The 25,584-nt window shown below is 66.7% G+C and carries 18 protein-coding genes and 1 tRNA gene; 10 read left to right on the top strand and 9 right to left on the bottom strand.

The window, feature by feature from the left end; genetic code table 11:
* Window positions 1–30: 30 nt before the first annotated feature.
* On the bottom strand, window positions 31–2,022 hold the full coding sequence (gene thrS / locus FRF71_RS05140; protein ID WP_147089548.1) for a threonine--tRNA ligase: 1,992 nt from the start codon (window positions 2,020–2,022) through the stop codon (window positions 31–33).
* 328 nt (window positions 2,023–2,350) lie between these two features.
* Between thrS and FRF71_RS05135 the strand changes: the two genes are divergently transcribed.
* A complete protein-coding gene (locus FRF71_RS05135; protein ID WP_147089547.1) occupies window positions 2,351–3,424 on the top strand; it encodes a YjgN family protein in 1,074 nt (357 codons plus the stop codon).
* Window positions 3,425–3,426: 2 nt separating this feature from the next.
* Window positions 3,427–4,500, top strand: a complete 1,074-nt coding sequence (locus FRF71_RS05130; RefSeq protein ID WP_147089546.1) for a M48 family metallopeptidase — start codon at window positions 3,427–3,429, stop codon at window positions 4,498–4,500.
* 4 nt (window positions 4,501–4,504) lie between these two features.
* Here the strand turns inward: FRF71_RS05130 and FRF71_RS05125 are convergent, their stop codons facing one another.
* Window positions 4,505–6,157 (bottom strand): alkaline phosphatase D family protein, encoded by a 1,653-nt coding sequence (locus FRF71_RS05125; protein WP_147089545.1) that lies wholly within the window; start codon window positions 6,155–6,157, stop codon window positions 4,505–4,507.
* A gap of 74 nt (window positions 6,158–6,231) precedes the next feature.
* Here FRF71_RS05125 and FRF71_RS05120 point away from each other — a divergent pair, with 74 nt between their 5' ends.
* The 4 genes from FRF71_RS05120 to FRF71_RS05105 all read left to right on the top strand — a co-directional run bounded on the left by FRF71_RS05120 (window position 6,232) and on the right by FRF71_RS05105 (window position 13,634).
* The gene (locus FRF71_RS05120) at window positions 6,232–6,963 is read left to right on the top strand and encodes an alpha/beta fold hydrolase (RefSeq protein WP_147089544.1); all 732 of its coding nucleotides are present in this window, start codon (window positions 6,232–6,234) and stop codon (window positions 6,961–6,963) included.
* Entirely contained in the window at window positions 6,960–7,808 is an 849-nt protein-coding gene (locus FRF71_RS05115; RefSeq protein ID WP_147089543.1) for a tetratricopeptide repeat protein, read from the top strand. The genes FRF71_RS05120 and FRF71_RS05115 overlap by 4 nt, the downstream gene beginning before the upstream one ends.
* A complete protein-coding gene (locus FRF71_RS05110) occupies window positions 7,805–8,788 on the top strand; it encodes an LLM class flavin-dependent oxidoreductase (protein WP_147089542.1) in 984 nt (327 codons plus the stop codon). The genes FRF71_RS05115 and FRF71_RS05110 overlap by 4 nt, the downstream gene beginning before the upstream one ends.
* Window positions 8,789–8,945: 157 nt before the next feature.
* Window positions 8,946–13,634 carry an NAD-glutamate dehydrogenase gene (locus FRF71_RS05105; protein ID WP_147089541.1) on the top strand — a complete coding sequence of 1,563 codons (4,689 nt, stop codon included), beginning with the start codon at window positions 8,946–8,948 and terminating at the stop codon, window positions 13,632–13,634.
* A 517-nt stretch (window positions 13,635–14,151) separates the two neighbouring features.
* Here the strand turns inward: FRF71_RS05105 and queG are convergent.
* Window positions 14,152–15,213: a tRNA epoxyqueuosine(34) reductase QueG gene (gene queG / locus FRF71_RS05100; RefSeq protein WP_147089540.1), complete on the bottom strand. Its 1,062-nt coding sequence runs from the start codon at window positions 15,211–15,213 to the stop codon at window positions 14,152–14,154.
* Window positions 15,214–15,281: 68 nt separating this feature from the next.
* Between queG and FRF71_RS05095 the strand changes: the two genes are divergently transcribed.
* The 4 genes from FRF71_RS05095 (at window position 15,282) to msrB (ending at window position 19,417) form a co-directional block, all read left to right on the top strand.
* Window positions 15,282–16,259, top strand: coding sequence for an ABC transporter ATP-binding protein (locus FRF71_RS05095; RefSeq protein WP_238339434.1), 978 nt, complete (start codon window positions 15,282–15,284; stop codon window positions 16,257–16,259).
* Window position 16,260: 1 nt separating this feature from the next.
* A complete protein-coding gene (locus FRF71_RS05090; RefSeq protein WP_147089538.1) occupies window positions 16,261–17,508 on the top strand; it encodes an ABC transporter permease in 1,248 nt (415 codons plus the stop codon).
* A gap of 101 nt (window positions 17,509–17,609) precedes the next feature.
* Window positions 17,610–18,941, top strand: coding sequence for a cytochrome P450 (locus FRF71_RS05085; RefSeq protein ID WP_147089537.1), 1,332 nt, complete (start codon window positions 17,610–17,612; stop codon window positions 18,939–18,941).
* Window positions 18,941–19,417 carry a peptide-methionine (R)-S-oxide reductase MsrB gene (msrB, locus tag FRF71_RS05080; RefSeq protein WP_147089536.1) on the top strand — a complete coding sequence of 159 codons (477 nt, stop codon included), beginning with the start codon at window positions 18,941–18,943 and terminating at the stop codon, window positions 19,415–19,417. Before FRF71_RS05085 ends, msrB begins: the two co-directional genes overlap by 1 nt.
* On the opposite strand, the gene FRF71_RS05075 is transcribed toward msrB, so the two are convergent.
* The 6 genes from FRF71_RS05075 to FRF71_RS05050 form a co-directional block, all read right to left on the bottom strand.
* Entirely contained in the window at window positions 19,410–21,158 is a 1,749-nt protein-coding gene (locus tag FRF71_RS05075) for a hypothetical protein (protein WP_147089535.1), read from the bottom strand. The genes msrB and FRF71_RS05075 overlap by 8 nt on opposite strands.
* Before the next feature lie 9 nt (window positions 21,159–21,167).
* Window positions 21,168–21,587: a GtrA family protein gene (locus FRF71_RS05070; protein ID WP_238339432.1), complete on the bottom strand. Its 420-nt coding sequence runs from the start codon at window positions 21,585–21,587 to the stop codon at window positions 21,168–21,170.
* Between the two features lie 10 nt (window positions 21,588–21,597).
* Window positions 21,598–23,010: a sulfatase-like hydrolase/transferase gene (locus FRF71_RS05065; protein WP_147089534.1), complete on the bottom strand. Its 1,413-nt coding sequence runs from the start codon at window positions 23,008–23,010 to the stop codon at window positions 21,598–21,600.
* Between the two features lie 44 nt (window positions 23,011–23,054).
* The gene (locus FRF71_RS05060; RefSeq protein ID WP_147089533.1) at window positions 23,055–24,635 is read right to left on the bottom strand and encodes an NAD(P)/FAD-dependent oxidoreductase; all 1,581 of its coding nucleotides are present in this window, start codon (window positions 24,633–24,635) and stop codon (window positions 23,055–23,057) included.
* A gap of 50 nt (window positions 24,636–24,685) precedes the next feature.
* Window positions 24,686–25,318 (bottom strand): PilZ domain-containing protein, encoded by a 633-nt coding sequence (locus FRF71_RS05055; protein ID WP_147089532.1) that lies wholly within the window; start codon window positions 25,316–25,318, stop codon window positions 24,686–24,688.
* A 102-nt stretch (window positions 25,319–25,420) separates the two neighbouring features.
* Window positions 25,421–25,505: transfer RNA gene (locus FRF71_RS05050), tRNA-Leu, on the bottom strand.
* Window positions 25,506–25,584: the final 79 nt, after the last annotated feature.

The following is a 25,584-nucleotide window of genomic DNA, read 5'->3' as shown; positions in this document are numbered from 1 at the left end:
TTGTCTGTCTCCCGCGCTCCGCCGCAAGCCTCAGCGCCGATCCGGCGGGGTGGCTTCAGCCTTCAGCATGGCGATCGCCTCGGCCAGCGGCATGACCTTCTGGTGTTCGGCGCCCAGGGTGCGGACGGCGACCGTGCCTTCCTCGGCCTCGCGCTTGCCGACCACCAGCAGGTGCGGGACCTTCTGCAGCGAGTGTTCGCGGACCTTGTAGTTGATCTTCTCGTTGCGGCAGTCGGTCTCGGTCCGGATGCCCGCGGCCTTGAGCTGTTCGGCAACGTCGGCGGCATAGCCATCGGCGTCGGAGACGATCGTCGCCACCACGGCCTGTACCGGGGCGAGCCAGACCGGCAGCTTGCCGGCGAAGTGCTCGATCAGGATCCCGATGAAGCGCTCGTAGGAACCGAAGATCGCGCGGTGCAGCATGACCGGGCGGTGCTTTTCGCCGTCCTCGCCGATGTAACTCGCATCCAGCCGTTCGGGCAGAACGCGGTCGGACTGGATCGTGCCGACCTGCCAGGTCCGGCCGATCGCATCGGTCAGGTGCCATTCGAGCTTGGGGGCATAGAACGCACCTTCGCCTGGCAGCTCTTCCCAGCCGTATTCTTCGGTCGCCAGGCCCGCCTCGATCACGGCGTTGCGCAGCTCGTTCTCGGCCTTGTCCCAATCGGCATCGCTGCCGAAGCGCTTTTCGGGGCGCAGCGCCAGCTTGATCGAATAGGTGAAGCCGAAGTCCTTGTAGACCCGGTCAGCCAGTTCACAGAAGGCGCGCACTTCGGCCACGATCTGGTCTTCGCGGCAGAAGATATGGGCGTCGTCCTGGGTGAACTGACGCACCCGCATCAGCCCGTGCAGCGCGCCGTGCGGTTCGTTGCGGTGGCAGCAGCCGTTCTCGTAGATCCGCAGCGGCAGGTCGCGGTAGCTCTTGATCCCCTGGCGGAAGATCAGGACGTGGGCCGGGCAGTTCATTGGCTTCAAGGCCATCCAGTCGGCCTCGCCCGAGATCACCGGGCCTTCGTCTTCGGTGTTCGGCACCTCGTCGGGGATCACGAACATGTTCTCGCGGTACTTGCCCCAGTGGCCGGACTGCTCCCACTGGCGCGCGTCCATCACCTGCGGGGTCTTGACCTCGCGGTAGCCCGCACCGTCAATCGCGCGGCGCATATAGGCTTCCAACTCGCGCCAGATCAGGTAGCCCTTGGGATGCCAGAAGACCGAACCGTGGGCTTCCTGCTGGAGGTGGAACAGGTCCATCTCCCCGCCCAGCTTGCGGTGATCGCGCTTGGCGGCTTCTTCCAGCCGGGTCAGGTGGGCATCGAGCTGCTTCTTGTTCAGCCAGCCGGTGCCGTAGATCCGGCTCAGCATCGCGTTGTTCTGATCGCCGCGCCAATAGGCGCCCGACACGCGCGTCAGCTTGAAGGCCTGGGCATCAAGCTTGCCGGTGGAGGGCAGGTGCGGTCCGCGGCACATGTCGAGCCAGTCATCGCCCGACCAGTAAACCGTCAGCGGTTCATCACCCGGCAGTTCGGCGGCCCATTCGGCCTTGAAGCTTTCGCCCTGCTGCTTCCAGCGGCTGATCAGCTGTTCGCGGCTCCAGACCTCGCGGCGCAGCGGCTTGTCGGCCTGGATGATCTTGCGCATTTCGGCCTCGATCGCCGGCAGGTCTTCCTCGGTAAAGGGGCGATCTTTCGGGGCGAAATCGTAATAGAAGCCATCGTCGGTGCTGGGGCCGAACGTGATCTGCGTGCCCGGGAACAGCGCCTGGACCGCTTCAGCCAGGACGTGGGCATAGTCATGCCGCGCCAGGTCGAGCGCCTCGGCCTCGTCGCGCGAAGTCACCAGCGCGAGCTGGGCATCGGCCGTGAAGGGCCGGGTCAGGTCAACCAGCTCGCCATCGACCTTGGCGGCCAGCGCCGCCTTGGCGAGGCCCGGCCCAATCGCCGCGGCGACATCGGCCGGGGTCGAGCCGAGCGGCATTTCGCGCACGGAACCATCGGGCAGGCTGATCTTGAGCAGTTCGGACATTGCAAGGCACTCGTCTGATTTGCGGGCGCTTTGGCACAAGCCGGGGCGCTCCGCAAAGGGGCGGTGTCGGAAAGGACGATTTCGGGAGGAGACACCAGCCGCCCGAAACCGGACGGCGGGGCAGCGTTCAGCCTTAGGCCAACGCGCTCCGCCCCCGGCCAGCCGGGGTGGTAGTAGTCAGGGTCAGGGCGATCCGCAGAACCATGGCCGCGCTTTTAGCAGGTCAGGGGTTACTGTCCAGTTGCTGCACAAGCCGGTCGCAACTTTGGGCTTTACCTTTGCGTGACAATGGGTTCCTTTCATGGCTTGATCTGCAAGGGGGATGCGCATGACTGACGAGAGTGCCGATAAGGCCTTTGAATTCCACGGCACCTGGCAGGAATATGCGCCGATTGCCTTTACCAATCTGCTGCTGACGATCGTCACGCTGGGCATCTACCGCTTCTGGGCGACGGCGCGGACCCGGCGTTATCTGTGGTCACGCACCCGCTTTATCGATGATCGGTTCGAATGGGCCGGGACGGGGATGGAACTGTTCAAGGGTGCCGTGATGGTGTTCTTGCTGATCGGCTTGCCGCTGATCGGCTTCAACTTTCTGATCCAGCGGCTGGTGCTCAACGGTGATGCCCTGACCGCCGGGGTGCTGGGCGTCGGCTTCTTCATCCTGGTCTACTGGCTGGTCGGTGTCGCCCGGTTCCGCGCGCTGCGCTATCGCCTGGCGCGGACCTATTGGCGCGGGATTCGCGGCGGCAGCGACGATCCGGGGATGGGCTATGGCGTGTCCTATATGTGGAAGAATTTCGTCGGCACCATCGCGCTGGGCCTGCTGATCCCCTGGTCAATGGTCTCGCTGTGGAACGAGCGCTGGCGGGCGATGAGCTTCGGCCCCTACAAGTTCGAAGCAGCCGGCCGGGTCGAGGGGCTGATGGGCCGCTTCCTGCTGTGCTATGCCGCGCCGTTCCTAGCGATGATCGCAGCGGTCGTGGTGGTCGTGCCGATTGCCATGGCCGGCGGTGCCACTAGCGGCGCTGGCGGTATTGGCTCGTTCATGGCGGGCCTGGTCGCCGTGTTCGGCTTCTACTTCATCTTTGGCCTGGTCGTACTGGCCTACTATGCCAAGTTTTTCCGCCAGATGGTCGAAGCGACCAGCCTCCACACCTTGAGCTTCGGCTTCACCGCATCGACCAGGGACTGGCTCAAGCTGTTCCTCGGCGATGTCGCGCTGGTGGTGCTGACGCTGGGGATCGGCACGATTTTCCTGGCCTATCGTCACTGGTCGTTCGGGGTGCGTCACCTCCACGCTTTCGGTTATGTCGAGGTCGATCACCTGACCCAGTCGACCACCAAGGAGCTGCGCGAAGGCGAAGGGCTGCTCGACGCCTTTGACATGGGGGCCATCTGACGATGGCGGACAGCGCCGCTGCCGACCTGTTCGACGGGACCAGCGCGATCCGCCACCCCGTGACGCTGCGCTGGCAGGCGGCGGGGCTGGAGATCGTGCGGGCCGAAGGCGCGGCGGAAGTGATCCCCTTGGCCGCGCTGACCTTCAACGAGCATCGCGGTGACCGGCTGGTCTATGGCCACCGCGACCAGCCCGGCTGGCGGTTGCTTGTCCCCGTCGATGCCGCGCCCGCAGTGCTTGAGCGAATGCCGCAGGGCGGCAAATACGGCGGCTGGATTGATCGCTTCGGACTGGTTCGGGCCAGCGTGGTGCTCGGCCTGGTCAGCGCTGCGGCGGTCGCGGCGGTGATGACCGCGCCAAGCTGGCTCGGGCCGATGGTGCCGGAAAGCTGGGAGCAGCGGATCGGTTCGGCGCTGGTCGGCGATCTTGAGCAGTTCACCTGTTCGACCCCGGAAGGTGACGCCGCCCTGGCCGCGCTGACCCGCGATGTCGATGATGGGAAGAGCCCGATCACGGTCCAGCTGGCCAAGATCGACATGGTCAATGCCGTCGCCCTGCCCGGCGGGCGGGTGCTGCTGTTCGACAAGCTGGTGCAGGAAGCCAAGTCGCCTGACGAGCTGGCCGGGGTCCTCGCGCACGAGGTTGGCCATGTCCGCAAGCGCCACGTGATGCAGGCGCTGCTGCGCCAGTTCGGCCTGTCGATCCTGCTCAGCGGGGCCAACAGCGATATCGGCGGGACGCTCGGCGGGGTGGCGGCGATGGGCTACTCGCGCGAGGCCGAGCGTGAGGCTGACGAATATTCGCGGATGCGGCTGGCCAAGGCGGATATCTCCCCGGCGGCGACAGCGGCCTTCTTCGGGCGGCTGCGCAAGCTGGATCCGACCGCCGGGAACAAGCAGCTGTCCTACCTTAACAGCCACCCGGATTCGGGCGAGCGCGAGCAGGCCTTTGCCAAGGCGGTCCAGCCGGGCAAGGCCTATCGCCCGGCCCTGACGCCCGCGCAGTTCACCGCGTTGAAGACGGCCTGCAAGCAGGACACCAAGGCCAAGGAATGGTCGCTCGGCTGGCCGGACTAGCTGGTCAGCTGAACTTGCGCTGCCCCGCCAGCACGGTCATCCGCTTGGTCCCGGCCAGCGCGGTCGATTTCTGGCGCACGGTCGAGAGGAAGCGATATTCGCCAGTCGCCGCCTTGGGGGTCAGCTCGACCGCCAGGTAGCCACGCTGGCTGGTGTCGCACCACTTCAGCGCCGGGCTGGCTGCCATCACATCCTGCGCCAGGGCATCGGGCTTGATCCAACCGAGGTAGTGCTCGTACCCCGGCGAGGTCACGCTCTGCCCGGCCATTTCGACGCCGACGCGTTCGTTCTGGTGGGTATGGTCAAAGGCCCAGGCGTTGTGGCTGTCACCGGCCAGGACCAGCAGGTTGGCATTGGCATCGAGCGCCGACTGGTAAAGCCGCTCGCGCGCCGCCGGATAGCCCGACCACATGTCCATCGCATAGGGGATGCCGCTCTGCTGGGCGCGATTGGCGGCGAGGATCCGGGCCCGCATGCCCGCATCGACATCCTTGGTCATGCCGGCGATCAGGTCCTTGCCGAAGCCGAACTGGCCCATGATGATCTGCTGGGCCAGCACCTGCCAGGGCTTGCCCGCCTTGGCCGAGCCCTTCAGGCCCTTGGTCAGCCAGGCCTCCTGCTCGGCGCCCATCAGGGTGCGATTGGGATCGCGCCAGGCACCATCGCGGAAGGCCGCCAGCGCTGCTTCCAGCTCGGGCCCGCGCTTGCCCTTCATCAGGTCGCCAAGGTCAAACGGCTTGTCGCGCGCCAGGTGCCGGGTCTCGAGCCGGAACAGCGTGGCGAGCTTGCCGATCTCGTACTGCGCCCAATAGGCTTCGGATACCGGCAGCCATTCGCGGTAAGCCTTCTCGGCCACGCTCTCGCGCACGGCATAGGGGCCTTCCTTATCGGGCTGGTGGTTTTCGGCGCCATCCTTCCAGGCGTCGTTCGCCACCTCGTGATCGTCCCACATGGAGATCACCGGATAGAGCTGGTGCAGCCGCTGCAGGTCGGGATCGTTGCGATAGGTCGAAAACCGCTCACGATAGCCGGCCAGGGTCACTGCCTCGTCGATGGGGAGCAGCCGCTCGGCCAGACCCTCCTTGGCATCGGGATAGGTGCCGCGGGCATATTCATAGAAATAGTCGCCCAGGTGCAGGACCAGGTCGAAATCGCCCGCTTCAGCTGCATGGCCATAGGCGTTGAACCAGCCGAAGCCGAAGTTCGAGCACGAAAAGACTGCGATCCGGAACTTGTCGACCTTGCCAACCGGCAGCGTCTTCGTGCGGCCGACCGGGGACTTCTCACCATCGGGGGCGACGAAGCGGTAGAAGTACCAGCGCCCCGGCTTCAGCCCCTTGGCCCAGGCCCGGGCACAGCAATCGTTGGCGGGGGAGGCGGCGGCATCGCCCTGAACGACGATCCGGGTGAAATCGGCATCTTCGGCCAGCTCCCACTTGAGCGGCGTTTCCTCCGCGCTGGCATAGCGGGTCCACAGCAGCACCTGATCCGGTCCGGGCTCGCCGCTGGCGACACAGTGGGTGAAACCCTTGTTCACCTGCGCCAGCGCCGGCGCGCCGATCCCGGCCCCTATCCCGGCAAAGCCGAGCAGCCCCAGCTTCAGGGCGCTCCGGCGGTTGGCGGCAAGTAGCGGTGCCTGGGGCGGCGGTGGCAGCATCGGTATCTCCCTCATCCTCTTTGCCGGCACACTAGCCTTGAATTGTGACGGGGCAATGGCGCAGGAGGGGGGACATGACCGAACCGCGCTTTCACGCCCTGCCCGGCGGCACCCGCATCGCCTTTCGCCACACCGCCGGGACCGGCCCGACCCTGGTGTTCCTGCCCGGCTACATGTCCGACATGGCCGGCGGCAAGGCGACCGCCGTGTTTGACTGGGCAGCTGCGCAGGGGCGGGCTTGCCTGCTGCTCGATTACTCGGGCTGCGGGCAGAGCGACGGCGACTTTGCCGATGGCACCCTGAGCAGGTGGCGCGACGAGGTGCTGGCGCTGATCGCGGCCCATGTGGACGGCCCGGTGGTGCTGATCGGTTCCTCGATGGGCGGCTGGCTGATGCTGCTGGTTGGTCTCGCGCTGGGCGAGCGGCTGGCCGGGCTGGTCGGCATTGCCGCCGCGCCGGACTTTACCGCTTGGGGCTTCAGCGACGAGCAGCAGTCCGAACTGTTGGCGGGCGAAACCGTGCTCGAAGAAAACGCTTATGGCCCGCAACCAACCCCGACTTTCCCGGGCTTTTGGGCTGATGGCCAAGCCAACCTGCTGCTCGATACCGAGATTGCGCTCGCTTGCCCGGTCCGCTTGCTCCACGGCCAGCGTGATCCCGACGTGCCGTGGGAATTGTCGCTCCGCCTGGCCGAGCAGCTCCATTCGGACGATGTTCAGGTCACCCTGATCAAGGACGGCGATCACCGCCTGAGCCGCGATGGCGATATCGCGCTGTTGCTGCGGGTGATTGCGGAGCTGCCATGATCCTTTCCCTACTGCTGCCTCTCATCGCCCAGGTCGGCCCCAGCGTCGGCGTCGGCGCGGGCGGCTCGCTGCCCCAGGCCCCGCTCGAGATCCCGCGCAAGAAGGCCGAGGCCGCTGCCCCGCCCGCGCCGCTGACCCCGGCGGCGCAGTGCCGCAAACTGCTGGCGGGCAATCCGGCCGAGGCCCAGGCCTATGCTGAAAAGTGGCTCAAGGACCTTAAGGGTTCGGCCCGGGTCGAGCCGGGCCAGTGCCTCGGCATGGCGCTGGCCGCGCAGGGCGAGTGGGACGAAGCCGAGGCGGCCTTTGCCGAGGCGCGCGAGCTGACCCCGGCGAACGAACCGGCAAACCGCGCGCGGCTGGGCGGGATGGCGGGCAACGCCCTGCTCGCCGCCGGCAAGCCCGAGGCGGCATTGGCGCGGCTTGACCAGGCCCATGGCGAGGCGCTCGGCGCTGCCGATCCGCGCCTGGCTGGCGAGATCTCGATCGACCGCGCCCGCGCGCTGGTGGCGCTTAAGCGCGATGGCGATGCGGCAACGGCGCTGGCGACCGCGCGCACCAATGCTGCCGATAACGGCCAGGGTTGGCTGCTTTCGGCCACGCTGTCGCGCCGCCAGGGCAAACTGGCCGAGGCGCAGCAGCAGATCCAGGTCGCGGCCCAGCTCATGCCGCTCGACCCGGAAGTTGGGCTGGAGGCCGGGGTGATCGCGGTCCTCGCCGGCAATGAAGGCGCAGCGCGGCGATCGTGGCTCTCGGTGGTCAAGGCCGCGCCCGGGAGCGAAACCGCGCGGACCGCGCAATCCTATCTTGACCAGTTGGGTCCGGACCCGGCACCATCCGGCCGGTGACCCCGCTATCCGTCCTTGACCTGATCCCCGTCCGCGAAGGCGGATCCGTTTCCGAAGCGCTGACCAGCGCCGCCAGCCTGGCCCGCGCGGCCGAGGCGGCGGGCTACAAACGCTTTTGGGTGGCCGAGCATCACGGCATGGACGGTATCGCCGGCGGCGCCACGGCGGTGACCCTGGCCCATATCGGCCATGCCACCTCCACGATCCGGATCGGCGCGGGCGGGATCATGCTGCCCAATCACAACCCCTTCGTGATTGCCGAGCAGTTCGGCACGCTCGATGCGCTGTTTCCAGGGCGGATCGACCTGGGACTGGGCCGCGCGCCGGGGGCGGACAGCCGGATTGGCCAGGCGCTGCGCAAGGACCTGATGCGCGCGTCAGAGTATTTCCCCCAGGACGTGGTCGAGCTGCGCGCGCTCGTCACGGGCGATCCCGAACTGGCGCTGCGGGCCACGCCCGGCTTTGGTGCAGCGCTGGAATTCTGGATCCTTGGCTCCAGCCTGTTCGGGGCCTCGCTCGCCGCCGCGCTGGGCATGCCCTATGCCTTCGCCTCGCACTTTGCCCCGGATCACCTCGACGCCGCGATCAAGCTTTACCGCGAACGCTTCACCCCGTCGCCCGCGCTCGGCAAACCGCATGTCATGGCCGCGATGACCGTGCTGACGGCGGAAAGCGATGCCGAGGCGACGCTGCTTGCCTCCTCCTTGGACCAGAGCTTCGTCGCGCTGCGCACCGGCAATCCCGGCCGGCTCAAGCCGCCCATTCCGGGCTATCGCGAGAGCCTGCCGCCGCACACCCAGGCCATGCTTGAACACGTTCGCCAGGCCAGCGCAGTTGGCGCGCCCGCCACGGTCCGCGCCGCGATCGGCCGCTTCGTCGAGCGCACCGGGGCGGACGAGATCATTGTGGCCGGGGCCACTTACGACCCGGCGGCGCGCGAACACTCACTGGCGCTGACGATGGAGGCCCTGGCCGGCTAACCAACGGCCTGCAAACGATTAGGCAGGTTTCCCTAGCGGCAAACTGGTTGCAGTGGTGACCACTTGTCCTTAGGATGAATACGAATGCTGCGTTGGTCAGCAATAATATTGTTTGCACGGGCAACGGCAAGAATGGCCGGTCCGCAGGAGTGTGATCATGGTCAAGTCCGCTGGCAGCACTGCCAATGCTCTCGAACAGGCCCTGGCTCAGCGGCTCAGCGCCGCGCTGCTGCCCGGCGATGCGCCGTTCTCCGCTGAAGGCCTGGCTGCCGCCGCCACCTTCCTGTGCACCGCCGCCAGCCAGCGTGATTCTGGGGAAGCCGCGATCACGATCGAGACGGTCTCGGGCTCGGCCGCCGAACGCTTCATGCGCATCGCGGTGATTAACGATGACATGCCGTTCCTGGTCGATTCGATCGCCACCACGATCGCTGCCCAGGGGCTGACGATCGACCGACTGGTCCATCCGGTCCTTCCGGTCCGCCGCGATGGCCAGGGTACGCTGACCGCCGTGGTCGAAGGCGATGCTGCCGGCGAAAAGCGCGAATCGATGGTCTATATCGAGACCCGCCGCGCCGACGCCAGGATCCGCCGCGCGCTCGAGACGGCGCTGCGCACCACGCTGGGCGATGTCCGCGCGGCCGTGGCCGACTGGCCCAAGCTGCAACAGGCCATGGCCGACGATGCCGACAGTCTGGCCGATGGCGAGGGCGCGGCCCTGCTGCGCTGGTTCAAGGACGGGATGCTGACCCAGCTTGGCCATGTTGTGCGTCACCGCGATGGCACCCAGTCCGGCGCGCTTGGCATCTGCCGCCGCGGGGCGAAGAGTCTGCTTGGCCCGATCTCCTATGACCGCGCCTTTGCCTGGTTCGAAGGCAAGGGGAAGCGCGGGCGCGGGCCGCTGGTGGTCAAGTCCAACCACGTCAGCAATGTCCACCGCCGCACGCCGCTCGATCTGTTTATCGTGCCGGTGTTCGAAGGCGGAAAGCTGGAAAGCCTCTCGGTCCATGCCGGCATCTGGACCAGCGCCGGCCTTGCCGCTGCGCCGACCCAGGTGCCGCGGATGCGCACCCAGCTGACCGACCTGATGAGCCGCTTTGGCTTTGCCCCGCAGGGCCATGCCGGCAAGGCGCTGGTCCATGCCCTTACCGCCCTGCCCCATGACCTGCTGATCGGTTTTGCCGAGGACGACCTTGAGCGGATCGCCACCGCGATGATGAGCCTGGTTGACCGCCCCCGCCCCAAGCTGGCGCTGGTCCCGGCGGCGCTGATGCGCCACCTGTTTGCTTTCGTCTGGCTGCCGCGCGACATCATGTCGACCGCCACGCGCCTGCAGATCGAGGCCATGCTGGTCGAGGCTTGCCAGGCGCCGATGCTCGACTGGAGCCTTGAGGTTGAAGGCAGCCTTGCCGTGCTGCGCTATGTGCTCGACCTGCCCGAAGTGGCCAAGCTGCCCGACGAGGCCGCGCTCGATGCCCGTCTTCAGGGCATGCTGCGCGGCTGGAACGAAGCGGTCGAAAGCGAGATCGCCGCGAGTGAAGAGCCAAGCCGCGCCGCCGCCATTGCCGCCCGCTATGCCGAGGCATTCCCGCTGGCCTACCGCAGCACCTATGGCCCGGCCGAGGCCGCGCAGGACATTGCGCGCCTGCGCAAGCTGGCGGGCGAGGGGGAGGCCGGTCCGCGCCGCGATGCCCGGCTGCACCAGGTAGCCGATGACGGGGCCGGCATGCTCCGGCTCAAGCTCTACCAGCGCGGCGGAGCGATTGCCCTGTCCGATGCAGTCCCGGCGCTCGAGAACTTCGGCTTTCGGGTGGTCGAAGACCTGCCGACCGAGCTTGACCAGGGCCGGCTGGGCACGATCCACGATTTCCAGCTGGCCCTGCCGCAAGGGCTTGAGGCCGGCGCCGTGATGGCCCGCGCCGGGGCGATCGAAGCGGCCTTTGCCGAAGTTCTCAATGGCAGCGCCGAGGACGATCCGTTCAACCGCCTGATCGCCACAGTAGGGTTGGCAGCGGCCGAAACCAACTGGCTGCGGGCCTGGTATCGCTACCTGCGCCAGGCCGGGCTCAACTATGGCGTGCCGACCGCGGTCGATGCGTTGCACCATGCGCCGCAGGTTACCCGCGGGCTGGTCGATCTGTTCGTCGCCCGCCACGATCCGGCCTTCAAGGGCGACCGGCTGGCCGCCGAGGCCAAGGCGCAGGACGCGATCCGCGACGGGCTGGCGCTGGTTTCGGCCATCAACGACGACCGCTTGCTGCGCCAGTATCGCGCCGTGGTCGAAGCCATGCTGCGGACCAATGCCTTTGTCCCGGCTCGGCCAAATGGACAGGAACTGGCGCTGGCCTTCAAGCTCGATTCCGCGCTGGTCCCGGGCTTGCCCAAGCCGCTGCCGTGGCGCGAGATCTTCGTCTATTCGCGCCGGGTCGAGGGCATTCACCTGCGTTCCGGCCCAGTGGCGCGCGGCGGCCTGCGCTGGTCCGACCGGCGCGATGACTTCCGCACCGAAGTGCTCGGGCTGATGAAGGCCCAGCGGGTCAAGAATGCCGTCATCGTCCCGACCGGGGCCAAGGGCGGGTTCTATCCCAAGCAGCTGCCCGATCCGGCGCGCGACCGCGATGGCTGGCTGGCCGAGGGCAAGGAAAGCTACAAGCTGTTCATCCGCACGCTGCTGTCGATCACCGACAATATCGTTGGCGCCAAGGTGGTCCATCCGAAGCAGGTCGTGATCCGCGATGGCGAGGATCCCTATTTCGTGGTCGCCGCCGACAAGGGCACGGCAACCTATTCCGACACCGCCAATGCCATTGCCGAAGAGCACGATTTCTGGCTCGACGATGCCTTCGCCAGCGGCGGGTCGAAGGGCTATGACCACAAGGCCATGGGCATCACCGCCAAGGGAGCCTGGCTCTCGGTCCAGCGGCACTTCCTGGAAATGGGCGTCGACGTGCAGACGGACCCGATCCGGGTGGCCGGCTGCGGCGACATGTCGGGCGACGTGTTCGGCAATGGCATGCTGCTGTCCAAGGCGCTGAAGGTCGTCGCAGCGTTCGATCATCGCCACATCTTCCTCGATCCGAATCCCGATCCGGCCAAGAGCTGGGCCGAGCGGGCGCGGATGTTCGCCCTGCCGCGTTCGAGCTGGGAAGACTACAACGCCAAGCTGATCTCAAAGGGCGGCGGGGTCTTCGCCCGCAGCCTCAAGGAAGTGCCGCTCTCGCCTGAGGTCCAGGCCATGCTCGGGCTGGAGCAGGCGAGCATCGACCCCGATGGCCTGATCACCGCGATCCTCAAGGCCGAGGTTGACCTGCTGTGGTTCGGCGGGATCGGCACCTATGTGAAGGCCAGCACTGAAAACAATGTCCAGGTCGGCGATCCGGCCAACGATGCGCTGCGGATCGATGGTGCGCAGGTCCGCGCCCGGGCGATCGGCGAAGGCGCGAACCTGGGCTGCACCCAGGCCGGGCGGATCGAGTTCGCCCTCAAGGGTGGGCGCATCAACACCGACTTCATCGACAATTCGGCCGGGGTCGATTGCTCGGACAACGAGGTCAACATCAAGATTGCCCTTGCCGGGGCCAAGCGCGCCGGGCGCCTCACCGAGGATGACCGCGTCAAGCTGCTCTCCGCCATGACCGACGAGGTTGGCGCGATCGTGCTTGAGGACAACCGGCTCCAGGCGCTCGCCCTGTCGATCGCCACGGCCGGCGGGCCGGCGACGACCGCCTCGCACCTGCGGCTAATCGAAACGCTCGAAGCCAGCGGGCAACTGGACCGCAAGACCGAGGGCCTGGCCGAAAGCGATGTCCTCGCCCGCCGCGCGGCCGAAGGGCATGGCCTGACCCGGCCTGAACTGGCGGTGGTTTTGTCCAGCACCAAGCTGGTCCTGCAGGACGCGCTCGAGCATTCCTCTGTCCCCGATGATCCGCTGCTCGAGGACGAACTGCTGGCCGCCTTCCCGGTGCCGATGCGGGCCAAGTTCAAGGCCGATATCCTGGAGCACCGGCTGCGGCGCGAAATCATCGCCACCAAGCTGGCCAACCGGATGGTCAACCGCCTCGGGCTGATTCACCCGTTCGAGCTGGTCGAGGAAGAGGGTGCGACGCTGGCCCAGGTCACCACGGCCTTCGTCGCCGCCGAGCGCCTGCTCGGCATGGGGGCGATCTGGCACGGGATCGAAACCCAGCCGATGCCCGAAGCCGCGCGCATCCTGCTGTTCGACCGTGCCGCGGCCGCCATGGTCAACCACATGGCCGACCTGCTGCGCATTTCCGGCGGGGCGCTCTTGGCCGGTGAACTGGTTGCCCAGCTGGAAGGCGGGGTCACCTTGCTTTCCGGCGCGACCGGGCGGCTGCTGTCACGCGAAGGGCAGGTTCAGTCGGCCGCATTGCAGGAACGGTTTGTTGCCGCCGGCGCGCCGACCAAGCTGGCCGCCGAGGTGGCGCACCTGTTCGATCTCGATGGTTCGGTCGGCCTGGCCATGCTGGCGCGGCAGACCGGGACCAAGCCTGAAGCCCTGACTCGCGCCTTCATCGCGCTGGGCCGCGAACTTGGGCTCGACTGGGCGCAGCAGGCGGCCGAACGGCTTGCCCCGACCGATCCGTGGGAGCGCCTGCTGGTTAACAGCCTGGCCCGCGACATCCAGCACATGCGGCTTGATTTCCTGCGACGCCATGCCGGCGACCAGGGCGAGCCGCTGGACGTGGTAGAGGGTTGGACGGCGGCGCAGGCCGCCGCAATCAGCCAGTTCCGCGCCGTCGTCACCCGCGCCCAGGCCGCCCCGGCGCTGAGCCCGACGATGCTGGCGCAGATCGGCAACCAGGCCCGCAACCTGCTGGCGCGCTAGGCACAGCCTTCCCCTTCCTCGTCATCCCCGCGAAAGCGGGGACCCATCACGTATCATTGCCGCCGGCGCGCCGGATGCCATCTTGGGAGATGGGTCCCCGCCTTCGCGGGGATGACGGTGTTGGTTGGGCAGAGTAGCTCATCCGGCGGCGAACCCGGACCTTACGCCAGAGGAGAAACGCGAACGGGCGGGCCGGCGCGGGGTGCCTGAACCGGACAGGCTTGGCTGGCGCGCTTTCGTGCGAAAGGCTGACAAGCAGCGCGCAGGTCTTGTCGGCGCGATCCTGACGTGCAGGGCGAAAGCGGGGCGGACTCGCACCTTTGCCGCTGTTCACCGGGGCATACCCCGGGCGTTCTGCAGGCGGGGATCGCCGCCTGCTCCCTGCATCGTGGGGGCGCAGACGCCTCTGCTGGGAGGGACGCGCCGGCCGCGCGGGTGATAAGCGCAGCTGACCGCCCGCACCCGTCGCACCAGTGGTTACTGGCGGCGGCGTATATAACCCATATGGTTATAAATGTCAAGTCAGTTGTGCCAAAGCCCAGGCTGCCGCCTCGGCCACGACCGGGTCGGGATCGCCAGCCAGCGCCTGCACCTGCGGCGTCAGGGCTGGATCGCCGCTATTGCCGGCGGCGTAGAGGCAATTGCGCACGAACCGGTCGCGCCCGATCCGCTTGATCGGCGATCCGCTGAACAGCTTGCGGAAGGCGGCGTCATCCAGCGCCAGCAGATCGGCCAGCCGCGGCGCAGCCAGTTCGGCGCGCGGCAGAAAGGCGCGCATGGTGTGGGCGGTACTGGCAAACTTGTTCCACGGGCAGACCGCCAGACAATCATCGCAGCCGTAGATCCGGTTGCCCAAGGCCGGGCGGAATTCCTCGGGCACCGGTCCCTTGTGTTCGATCGTCAGATAGGAAATGCAGCGGCGCGCATCGAGCTGATAGGGCGCGGGGAACGCATCGGTCGGGCAAGCGGTCTGGCAGGCGCTGCAAGAACCGCAGCGGTCTTGCCCTGCATCATCCACCGGCAATGCCAGCGTGGTATAAATCGCGCCGAGGAACAGCCAGGAGCCATGCTCGCGGCTGACCAGGTTGGTGTGCTTGCCCTGCCAGCCAAGGCCCGCAGCCTCACCCAGCGGCTTTTCCATCACCGGGGCGGTATCGACGAAGACCTTCACGCCGATCTCGCCAAGTCCTCGGTTCGCCGCTTCCGCCACCAGCCAGCGGGCGAGCGCCTTGAGCGCCTTCTTGACCGTGTCGTGATAGTCGGCGCCTTGGGCATAGACCGAAATTCGCGCCCGCCCTGCCCGTTCCAGCAGCGGATCGGCCGAAGGGGCATAGCTCATGCCCAGCGCAATCACCCGCTGCGCCTCGGGCCACAGGCCTTGCGGGCTGCGGCGGTGGTGGGCGCGGGCTTCCATCCAGTCCATGTCGCCGTGACGGCCCTGGTCCAGCCATTCCTCCAGCCGCGCGGCGCGCAAGGGGTCTTCCGCCGCCGCGGTCACACCGCAGGCGGCAAAGCCCAGCCGCCGCGCTTCCCGCGCGAGATCGGCCTTAAGCGCTGCGATTTCTGCGGCGTTAACCAAACTTCCTGTTGCTCCTGTTCACGCCGCTTCCATAGTGGCCGCAGACTATGAAGCTAGGGGAATGGCAGATGGCGGGCAATCTCGGCGCCGCAGAGACGAGTGGCGCGGGACGTCCGCTGGCAATCGAGGCCAGGGGCCTAGTCAAGCGGTTTGACGGGTTCACCGCAGTCGACGGCGTCGACATCGCCGTTCCCGAAGGCGCGATCTATGGCATCCTCGGCCCCAATGGCGCGGGCAAGACCACGACGCTGCGGATGCTGCTGGGCATCATCGATCCGGATGAGGGCCTGCGCCGGGTGCTGGGGCATGACCGCCCGCACGAGATCAGCCATGCGATCGGCTATCTGCCCGAGGAGCGCGGGCTCTATCCGGCGATGAAGACCTATGAGGCGATCGGTTTCCTGGGCGCGCTGCGCGGCCTGCCGCTCGCCGAAGGGCAGCGGCGCGGCAAGGCGCTGCTTGAGGAGCATGGCCTGGGCTATGCGATCGAGCGCCAGATCCGCCAGCTCTCCAAGGGCATGGCGCAGCAGGTGCAGTTGCTGGGGACCCTGGTTCACGAACCGCGCCTGGTCGTGTTCGACGAGCCGTTCTCCGGCCTCGACGCGCTTAACCAGGGCAAGCTCGAACGGATGATACGCGCGCTCGCCGCCAAGGGGACGACCGTGATCTTTTCGACCCACGTGATCGCGCATGCCGAGCGGCTCTGTGATGACGTGGCGATCATCGCCGGGGGCAAGGTGCCCTTTGCCGGGCCGGTCGACGTGGCCCGCGACCGCATCCGCCCGCAGGTGCGGCTGGAGACGCGGGCCAGCGACGGGCCGTGGCGCGCTGCGCTGCCGGCCGATGTCCGGCACGAGGGCGCCTTCTGGTTTTTCTCGCTGCCCGAAAGCGGGATCGAACCGCTGCTGCGCGCGCTGATCGAAGGCGAGGCAGGGATCCTCTCGCTCTCGATCGAACGCGCCGGATTGCACGATGCCTTTGTGGCAATCGCCGGCGAAGCCGCAGCGCGCGCGCTGGAAGAAGGCAATGGCGAAGAGGGCCGCTGAGATGAACGGACGTCTTTCAACCTTTGCCGCTGCCATGGTCATTGCCCGGCGCGATTTCACCGCGATCCTGTTCTCGCGCTCATTCTTCTTCTTCCTGCTGGGTCCGCTGTTTCCGCTATTGATTGGCGGCCTCGCCGGCGGGATCGGCAGCGAGGTGCGCAGCAATGCCGCCCGGCCGCAGCTGGGTGTGGCCATGTCCGCTGGCGACGCCCGCGCACTGCTTGCAGCGCAGGAACGACTGGCGCCGCAGCTGGGCAGTGCCGTGCCGCAGCTTGTGGTTGTCAGGGAACTCGGCCCCGGCGAGCGCTTCGATGCTGCAGCGGCCATGCAGGACCGGCGGGTCAACCTTGCCGCCGTTGTGACCGGCACCCTGCAGCGCCCCGACCTTTCCGGTCCGCAAGAACGGATTGCCGAGTGGCGCGGGCCGGTCGCCGTGCTCGCGGCGGAGGCACGGCAGGCGGGCGGCACGGCCTATCCCGCGGTTGGGCTCACCCCGCTAAAGCTGTCCACCACCGCCGATGAGACGCGCGGCCGTGCGGTAACCGCCCAGTTGGGCCAGACCGTGCTGTTCCTGCTGACCATGCTGCTGGCCGGCATGGTCCTCTCCAACCTGGTCGAGGAAAAGGGCAACAAGATCATCGAGGTTCTCGCGGCAGCGATCCCGATGGATGCGGTGTTCCTGGGCAAGCTGTTCGCGATGCTGGCGGTTTCATTCGTCGGAATATCGGTCTGGGCGACTGTCGGCGGCGCCGTGTGGCTCGGTTCCGGCGGCAGCCTGGGGCAATACCCGGCGCCGGCCGTTGGCTGGCCTTTGTTCTTCATGCTTGGTGTCGCCTATTTCGCGATGAGTTACCTGCTGCTCGGATCGCTGTTCCTGGCGATCGGTTCGCTCGCGGCGACAGTGCGCGAGGTGCAGACCCTGTCGATGCCCGTCACCATGCTGCAGCTGATCAACTTCTTCTTCGCCTCGTGGGCCATGGCCCGGCCGGGGACCGCGGTCGAACTGGCGGCGATGGTGGTTCCGTTCAGCTCACCCTTTGCCATGCTGGCCCGTGCCGCGCAGAGCGAGGCGCTGCTGCCGCACCTGCTGGCGCTGGTCTGGCAAGGCATCAGCGTGGTGTTCTTCGTCCGGCTTGGCGCCATGCTGTTCCGGCGCTGGGTCATGAAGAGCGGCCCCGCGCGCGGCGCCGGCAAGGGACCGTGGCAAAGACTGGCTGCGCGCCTGTTCGCGCGGCGGGCCGTGCGCTGAATCCGGTCCGTTCCTGAGACGCTATTGACTCTCCGGTAAGTTAGACCAAGTAGGTCTCGATGGGAAACTGATTGCGAAGACTCGCGGCAGAGAGGAATGACATGGCCACCCAGATCGCCGATGCCCCGTTCAAGTATCGTAGCTCTCCTACCGCGACCGAAGCGTTCGAGGCCTGGCTGAAGGAATATGGCCAGAACCTGCCCGTCCACACCCATCCGTGGGACGTTTCGCGCTCTGACATCTATGTCGAGGACCGCTGGCAGCCGATCTTTGCCGAGATGCGCGCCCAGGCCCCGGTCAACAAGGTTACCGGCACGCCCTATGGCGACTATTGGAACGTCACCACAGTCAAGACGATCCAGCACGTCGAATCGCTGCCCGAACTGTTCTCCTCGTCGTGGCAGCACGGCGGGATCACGATCGGCGATCCGCCGGCCGACATGACGCCCGAGCGGCTGGAAGAACGGCGCCTGCCGATGTTCATCGCGATGGACCGGCCCGAACACACCGGCCAGCGCCGCACCGTTGCCCCGGCCTTTACCCCCGGCGAGATCGACAAGATGGCCGCCGAAGTGCGGATGCGCACCGCCGCAACGCTCGACAGCCTGCCCTGGGGCGAGGAGTTCGACTGGGTCGACAAGGTCTCGATCGAGCTGACCACCGGCATGTTGGCGATCCTGTTCGGCTTCCCCTGGGAAGACCGCCGCCTGCTGACCTTCTGGTCGGACTGGGCCGGCGACGTCGAACTGGGCCTGGCGCGCGAGCTGGCCGATACCCGGCATGAAATCCTGCTCGAAATGGCGAGCTATTTCCAGCGGCTGTGGGTCGAGCGGACCGGCGCCCCGCCGAGCCGCGACCTCATCTCGATGATGATCCATTCGGACGCGATGAACCACATGAGCCCGCAGGAGTTCATGGGCAACCTCGTTCTGCTGATCGTCGGCGGCAACGATACCACGCGCAACACCATGTCGGGCATCGTCCACGCGCTCGATAAGTTCCAGGACCAGCGCGCGATCTTTGAGGCCGATCCCTCGGTGATCCCCAACGCGGTGCAGGAATGCATCCGCTATGTCACGCCGCTGGCCCACATGCGCCGCACCGCGACCGATGATGCCGACCTGTTCGGCAACCAGATCAAGAAGGGCGACAAGCTGATCCTCTGGTATCTCTCGGCCAACCGCGACGAAACGGTGTTCGAGAACCCGGACAAGCTGATCGTCACGCGCGAGAATGCCCGCCGGCACCTTTCGTTCGGATATGGCATTCACCGCTGCGTCGGCGCGCGCCTCGCCGAACTGCAGCTCAAGATCCTGCTGGAAGAGATGCACGAGCGGCGGATGCGCGTGAACGTGACCGGCAAGGTCGAACGCGTTCGCGCCAACTTCGTCCACGGCTTCCGGAAGCTGGGCGTTACGCTCAGCAAGTTCTGATGCAGGGCCGGCGGCAGTTCCTCGGCTGGCTGGCCGCAGGGGCGGCTGCCTCGGGCCTGGCCGCCTGCTCCAACGCCGAAGCCAAGACCTATCCGGTCCGCTTCAGCGATGCCGAATGGAAAAAGCGGCTGACGGCGGAGCAGTACTATATCCTGCGCCAGAAGGGCACCGAAGTGCCCGGCTCATCCCCGCTGCTGCATGAAAAGCGCAAGGGCGTGTTCGTCTGCGCGGCCGATGGCAATGTGCTCTATTCCAGCGCGACCAAGTATGACAGCAAGACCGGCTGGCCCAGCTTCTGGGACGTGGTGCCGGGTTCGATCGGCAAGTCGATCGATTTCGAGACCGGCTATCCGCGCACCGAAGTGCATTGCATCAAGTGCGGCGGGCACCTTGGGCACGTCTTCGATGATGGCCCCAAGCCGACCGGCAAGCGTTACTGCATGAACGGTGACGCGCTGGTGTTCAGCCCTACCTGACGGCGTAGACCCGCAGCGCTCCGGTCTCGAACCCCGGCACTGGCACCAGCCAGGCGGGCGGACGACCATGGGCGATCAGGTTGGCGAGATTGTCGGCACGGGCCTGGCCATAGGTCGGGATTTCGCTTGAGCTCAGGCAGGCGACCACATGGGTCGCGCCATTGCGATGGACGATCGCGGCGGCATCGGACGGATCGCCCGTGAATGCCGCGATAACGTCGACCATCCGGGTCTGGTTGCGGTGGTAGGGCCCGGAGACCACCGTGTGGCCGGTGCGGACCAGGATCTCCGGCCCGCGATCGAGCGGCGCGAACAGGTGGCCGCGCGGCAAGCGATTGAGCGAAGCATAGTCGCAGGTGCCAAGCGCCGGATCGGTGCGGACTGCGGCCGAACTGCCGGCGGCCTGATCGAACGGCTTGAGCGCAGCGCTGCCGAAGGTCGGCGTGCACAGCGCAATGACTGCCAGCGTCGCGGCAATCCGCGGCAGCGCAGCGGGAATCGCGCGGGCGCGCGGCAGCCAGTGGACCAGCAGCAGGGCGGCGGCAGGAATGGCCAGCAGTTGCGCGGCCAGACCTTCGCGCATCACCAGCAACGAATAGAGCCCGGCGGCGAGGGCGTAGCCGGTCAGCAGATTCCAGCGATCGGCCGGCAGGCGCAGGCGGCGTGCCAGCCGCCAGCCCGCAGCGATCACCGCGATCGTCCAGACCAGGGTGAAGGCCATCGACAGCGGCTGCTGCCAGATCGGGCGCCCTTCGAGCACAAAGGTGTACCACCAGGTCTGCAGCAGCGGATCGAGCTGGCCAAACGGGTTGGCGGCGCAGCGGCCAAGCCCGGCAAGCGCCGCAGGAATTGCGGCAAGCGGGACCAGCCCCACCCCCAGCAGACGGCCGCGCAGGCTGTCTTTCCCTGGCAGCCACGGCAGTACCAGCGCAGCCAGGGCAGCGACGAAGAAGGCGGCCACATGACCCGGGCGCAAGATGTCGCAATGGGGGCCGGTCAGTTCGGTCAGCGGCCGGGTGGCCAGCGAAAGCAGCACTGCTGCGGCGCCAAGCGCGCCAAGGTACCAGGGGAGCGACCGGTCGCGGGCCAGCGCCCAGCGCAGTCCATAGAGCCCCGCCAGCGCCGCGAGCAGCGGCAGCGCCTCAAGCGAGACGACCGCCCAGGCCGCGCCGACCAGCCCGCAGGCCACCGCCGCAAGGCGCGAGCCGGTGCGCAGCAACAACGCCCCGCAGACCAGCGCGGCGACGGATTGCGCGGTGTGATGGTCGATCCGCAGCGGCGCGAAGTTGCCCGGTAGCAGCGGGAACAGCGGGAAAAGCACCAGCGTCAGCAAGGCCGCAGGGCGGGGCAGGGACAGGCTGTTCGCCATGTCACGCAGCGCCAGCAGCGCCGGCAGCAGCCACAGCAGCGGGACCAGCGCCATGGCCGCCAGCTCAGCCTGGCTGCGCGGCAGCACGGTGTCGAACAGCAGGATCAGCCCAGCAAGCGGCAGATCGATCAGCCGCGACCAATGCATGCTGGCCCCATCGGGCGGGCCCATGCGGTATTGCGTTACATCGAACCAGGCCTGCCCGTGCAAGAGGTCACGCACCTCAAGCAGGCGCATGTAATCGTCAGGATCGGGCAATTGGGTGCCGGTCAGCGGCAGCAGCGCCAGCCGGAACAGGGCCCAGGCCGCCCAGATCACCAGGACCAGGGCCAGGGCGGGCGGTCCCTCCTTGGCAAGCTCTGCGCGCAGCATGGCGCTATGCTAGCGGAAAACGATGCGACTGCGCAGCAGCCAGGTGCAGGTAAAGCTGACTGCGATCGCAGCGCCCTTGGCCAGGCGCGGGTCGATCCCGGCCTTGTCACCCAATCCAACGATGACGGTGGTCAGCACCAGGCCGATCAGGGCCGAGCCGACGAATTCCGCCTTCTGCCGCATCCGGGCCGTGCCGCCGGGCGCGGCACGCAGGGCGAAGACCAGCCGGCTCGACAGGATCCAGTGGACTGCGATGCCAAAGCTGTAACCCGCCGCGCCGGCCAGCGCCGGGGCCACCCCGGCCCGCAGCAGCGCCAGGAAGGCGGCCATATCGCCGGCCAGCGCCACGGCGCTGACCAGCAGATAGGCGAACCATTGGGTGCGCAGCAGTGGCAGGATGGTGCGGTTGAGCATGGCGGTGGCGGTCACTGGCCTCAGATCACTTTGCCTTGCCAGCCACGGCCAGCTGCGGCGCGTCCGGCTTGCCATCACCCTTCCAGCGTAGCAGCAGGTAAGGCACGCGATCAGGCGCGAACTGCGAACGGGTCTTGCGATCGAAATAGGGCGGCATGTGATCGCCCACGATCAGGATGTCGGTCGCCGGGAAATCGGGCGCGGTGATCTCTTTGACGATCGCGGCATCCAGCTGCGACCACAGACCAACCTGGCGGCAGACCATCGGGAATTTCTCCCGTAGCTCGGCCGAAACCTGGCCGCAGCGATCGACATCGAGATTGCTGCCGGTCGGCACCGGCAAGTGTGTGTTGACCGTCAGCCAATAGAGGAATTGCGGCTTGGTTGCCGCCTTTAGCTGGACAGCCAGCTGGCGCGGCACGTCGCGGTCGCAGGCACCGGGGAAGACGCCGCCACAGTTGCCGGCGCCCTTGGCGATCAGCTCCGGACCAAAGGTGCGGTGCTGGAAGCCAATGTTGGGATACCAGTACTGGCGGTCGAAGAATTCTCCGGTGAAGCTGTGATAGGCGCGGGTCTCATAGCCCTTGCGCGCCAGTTCCGCCGGCAGGCAGGTGCTGTCCCTGGCCTCGATCAGGTCATAATAATCGCCCCAGCGGCCGCACAGTTCGCGGATCTCCGCGGCTGTGGTCGAATTGTAGTAGGTCGTGCTGCCAAAGCTCAGGTCGAACTTCGCCTTGACCTCGGGGCTTTTGTAGCGGGCAAACAGCAGCCGCTGCAGCTCAGCATTGCCGTTGGGAACGCCGAGCGATTCCACCACGATCACCATCACATTGCGGCCATGGGCATGGGCCGGACCCAGCAGGCCCGACTTGCTGCGGGCGGATTCGAACGGAGCATCGGCTGCTGCGATCCGCTTGTAATGGCCGCGCATGCCAGCACCCATCCACTGGTCGAACAGCGCTAGCGCGATGACGATTGCCCCGGCGATCAGTACGATGCGGGCATCGGCAAAGCTGGCCGGACGGCGCAGCGCCTTCCAGGCGATCCCGCACAGCAGGATCACCGCCGATCCGGCAATGACGTACTCGACCGACTGGCTGGGATCGAGTTCGACAAAGAACCCGACGCTCGAGAGGAGCGAGCTGATCGCCAGGTTGAACAGCGCGGCGATGAAGTTGAGCAGGCTGTAAAGCGAGACGCCAATGAAGGCGAGGTACTGGATCCACCGGACCTGGGTGCGAACGATCAGCCCGACCACACCGATTGCAAGAATCTCGCTGTGGCGCGGCGGCGCGCCAATGATCCACATCAGCATGTAGCCCAGATTGGCCAGCACCACCCAGGCCAGCAGCCAGTTTGCCAGATGGCGCCATTCGTGATGCGCAATCGGCTGGCGGGGCTGCTTCGCGGTGGTGGCGGCCAGCGGAGCACTAGCCATCTTGGCGGCTCCAGATCGGGCCTGAGCGGCGGCGGACAGTCATCTCAGGCGACCTTGCGCGGCACATCGCGCACCGATGCGAGCGCTGCGGCCTGATCTTCTGTCAGTTCGGCGCGGGCCGGAGGCAGCGTCTGCTGGGCACCCTCGTCACCGGCTTCGTGGTATTCGGCGTCCTCGTTGACGCACCAGGTGTCATAGATCCGGCTGCCGGCGATGATGTTCTCGACCGTCAGCATGGCGGTCATCATCGCGTGGTCCTGGTTGTTATAGCGGTGCATACCGTTGCGCCCGACCAGGTGCAGGCTGGGCCAGGTCGCTTCCAGCTCGCGGCGCATGGCATCGACGTGCGCGGCATAGTCTTCGTCATAGACCGGATAGGCCTTTTCCTGGCGCACAACGACCCCGCCGATCACCTGCTCGGCCGAAACCAGGCCAAGCTGAGCCATCTCGCGGGTGGCAAGGGCAACCAGATCGTCGTCGTGCAGCGACCACAGGCCATCGCCTTCGAAGCAGAAGTATTCGAGTCCGACGCAGGCAACCCCCTGGTCCGGCACCATTTCGGGCGACCACGACCGGAAATTCTGAATTCGGCCGACCTTCACCTTGCTGTCGTGGATGTAGATCCAGTTATCCGGGAACATATCCTCATCCGCGCGGATCTTCAGCGCGACGGTCAGGAAGTCACGGTACTTGAGCTGCTTGGCGTTGAAGCTGGTGGCCGGCAGCGGGTGCAAGCGGGCGGCCAGTTCGCGCATCGGAGCCGAACTGATCGTGTGGCGGGCCCGGATCATGACTTCGCCGACCGGGCCGGTCGCGGTCATGCGCCAGCCGCCCTCGTTGTCGCTGGCCAGCTGCTTGAGGCTGTGGCCCATCAGCACCTGCCCCTTGCCGGTCGCCACAATCTTGTCACGCGCGGCATTCCACATCATGCCGGGCCCGAGCCGCGGGTAGCGGAAGGTTTCCAGCAGGGTCTTGGTCTGCATCCCGTCGTTGGGTGCCTTGTTGAGGCCCAGGCTGCGCTTGAGGCCATCGACCACCGCACCCCATAGCGACAGGCCCTTGATCCGCTGGGCCGCCCAGTCCGCGCTCATTTCGTCGCAGGGCATGCCCCAGACCTTCTCGGTATAGGTCTTGAAGAAGATCGAATAGAGCTTGTGGCCGAACTGGTTGACGGTCCAGTCCTCGAATGACTTGACGGTCTTGTTCGGGAAGGCCTTGGCCTTGGCAAAGCTGATCATGCACAGCGCCGAGCGGACCACGCCCAGGTTCCACAAGGCCTCGAAGGCGCGCAGCGGATAGGAATAGAACTTGCCCTCGTAATAGATCCGGCTCATCCGCGGGCGCTGGATGAAATCATCGGGTAGGATCTCGTTCCACAGATCGACAACCTGCTGACTTTTCGAGAAAAAGCGGTGTCCGCCGATATCGAAGCGATAGCCCTCGTGTTCGACCGTCCGGCTTATTCCGCCGACATAGGTCTTGTCCTTTTCGATAATCGCTACGGTCAGGCCTTGCTTGGTCAGCAGATAGCCGGCGGTGAGGCCGGCCGGACCCGCGCCGATGATCGCGACGTCCACCGCGGTCTCGCGCGGCTGGTGTCCGCTCGCAAAGCTCTGCACCGACATTCAGGCCCCCTTCGATCTGGCGTCACCCAGATGTGAAGGAGAATGCCTAATCACTGGTTAACGCGCGTTAGTGAACCTGGTGATCGCGCACGGTTTTGCAGCTTGGCGACCAGCTGGGCGAGTTCGTCGAGCAGGAAGCCCTCGATAAAGACCAGACCGTGGAGATCGCCCCGGCGCCAGCGCACCCGGGCATGGCGCAGCGGAAACAGGCCGCCACGCAGCTCGACCGGCTGGCGCAGCGCCAGCGGGGTGTCGAGCGCGATCAGCGCCCCGTGCTGCGAAAGGTTCATCAGCTGCGCTGGATGTTCGGTTTGCTGGCTGACCAGCGTGACCGGATAGTCGACCGCCAGCCTTAGCTGCCGCTTGGGGAACCGGCCGGATTCCTCGACCAGCGCAGATAGGTCGATCGGCGGCGCAGCAAACCGGAAGCCGACATGCTGATCGCGTTCCCACACGGGCTCGATTCGATAGCGCACGCCCGTACCCAGTTCGAGCGCATAGGGCCCCTCAGGCGGCAGCGAGTGGAACAGTCGGGCCTTCAGGCCAGTGGCCGATACGTCGCGCAGGATGCACAGGAACTCGCCTGCCGGGCCGACCAGCTTGGCCGCGCGCAACATCAACGAAATGCGCGGCGCAGCGCGCAGTTCGGCTGCAGTCCAGTCGTGCAGGTCGGCCTCGGCCATGACGTTCTCCGCCCCCGGAAGCGGGGATGGGCCAAGGCTAGGTGGGCATGGTGAGCAGGCGGCTAAGCGGCACGTCAGGAAAAGACCCTAGGTAACGCGCGCTGGTGCGGACGGTGGGACTCGAACCCACACGAGCAAGGCTCAGGGGATTTTAAGTCCCCGGCGTCTACCATTCCGCCACGTCCGCTCCGGACCTGTCGTGATTTGGCCCATGCCGGGCTGCAAACGGCACTGCTCTGCGCTTCCGGTGCTCACGACCAGCAGGT

It is taken from the genome of Novosphingobium ginsenosidimutans, from assembly GCF_007954425.1.
Taxonomy (GTDB): domain Bacteria; phylum Pseudomonadota; class Alphaproteobacteria; order Sphingomonadales; family Sphingomonadaceae; genus Novosphingobium; species Novosphingobium ginsenosidimutans.
The sequence above is the reverse complement of the archived record's forward strand: the minus strand, read 5'-3'. Positions and strand labels throughout refer to the sequence as shown.

Excerpts from the sequence above, each read along its gene's own strand:
- FRF71_RS05125 (WP_147089545.1), bottom strand. The coding sequence starts at position 6,157 with ATGCTGCCACCGCCGCCCCAGGCACCGCTACTTGCCGCCAACCGCCGG.
- FRF71_RS05075 (WP_147089535.1), bottom strand. The coding sequence starts at position 21,158 with ATGCTGCGCGCAGAGCTTGCCAAGGAGGGACCGCCCGCCCTGGCCCTG.
- FRF71_RS05085 (WP_147089537.1), top strand. The coding sequence starts at position 17,610 with ATGGCCACCCAGATCGCCGATGCCCCGTTCAAGTATCGTAGCTCTCCT.
- FRF71_RS05060 (WP_147089533.1), bottom strand. The coding sequence starts at position 24,635 with ATGTCGGTGCAGAGCTTTGCGAGCGGACACCAGCCGCGCGAGACCGCG.
- FRF71_RS05095 (WP_238339434.1), top strand. The coding sequence starts at position 15,282 with ATGGCGGGCAATCTCGGCGCCGCAGAGACGAGTGGCGCGGGACGTCCG.
- FRF71_RS05055 (WP_147089532.1), bottom strand. The coding sequence starts at position 25,318 with ATGGCCGAGGCCGACCTGCACGACTGGACTGCAGCCGAACTGCGCGCT.
- FRF71_RS05130 (WP_147089546.1), top strand. The coding sequence starts at position 3,427 with ATGGCGGACAGCGCCGCTGCCGACCTGTTCGACGGGACCAGCGCGATC.
- msrB (WP_147089536.1), top strand. The coding sequence starts at position 18,941 with ATGCAGGGCCGGCGGCAGTTCCTCGGCTGGCTGGCCGCAGGGGCGGCT.
- FRF71_RS05120 (WP_147089544.1), top strand. The coding sequence starts at position 6,232 with ATGACCGAACCGCGCTTTCACGCCCTGCCCGGCGGCACCCGCATCGCC.
- FRF71_RS05065 (WP_147089534.1), bottom strand. The coding sequence starts at position 23,010 with ATGGCTAGTGCTCCGCTGGCCGCCACCACCGCGAAGCAGCCCCGCCAG.
- FRF71_RS05115 (WP_147089543.1), top strand. The coding sequence starts at position 6,960 with ATGATCCTTTCCCTACTGCTGCCTCTCATCGCCCAGGTCGGCCCCAGC.
- FRF71_RS05105 (WP_147089541.1), top strand. The coding sequence starts at position 8,946 with ATGGTCAAGTCCGCTGGCAGCACTGCCAATGCTCTCGAACAGGCCCTG.
- FRF71_RS05135 (WP_147089547.1), top strand. The coding sequence starts at position 2,351 with ATGACTGACGAGAGTGCCGATAAGGCCTTTGAATTCCACGGCACCTGG.
- FRF71_RS05090 (WP_147089538.1), top strand. The coding sequence starts at position 16,261 with ATGAACGGACGTCTTTCAACCTTTGCCGCTGCCATGGTCATTGCCCGG.
- thrS (WP_147089548.1), bottom strand. The coding sequence starts at position 2,022 with ATGTCCGAACTGCTCAAGATCAGCCTGCCCGATGGTTCCGTGCGCGAA.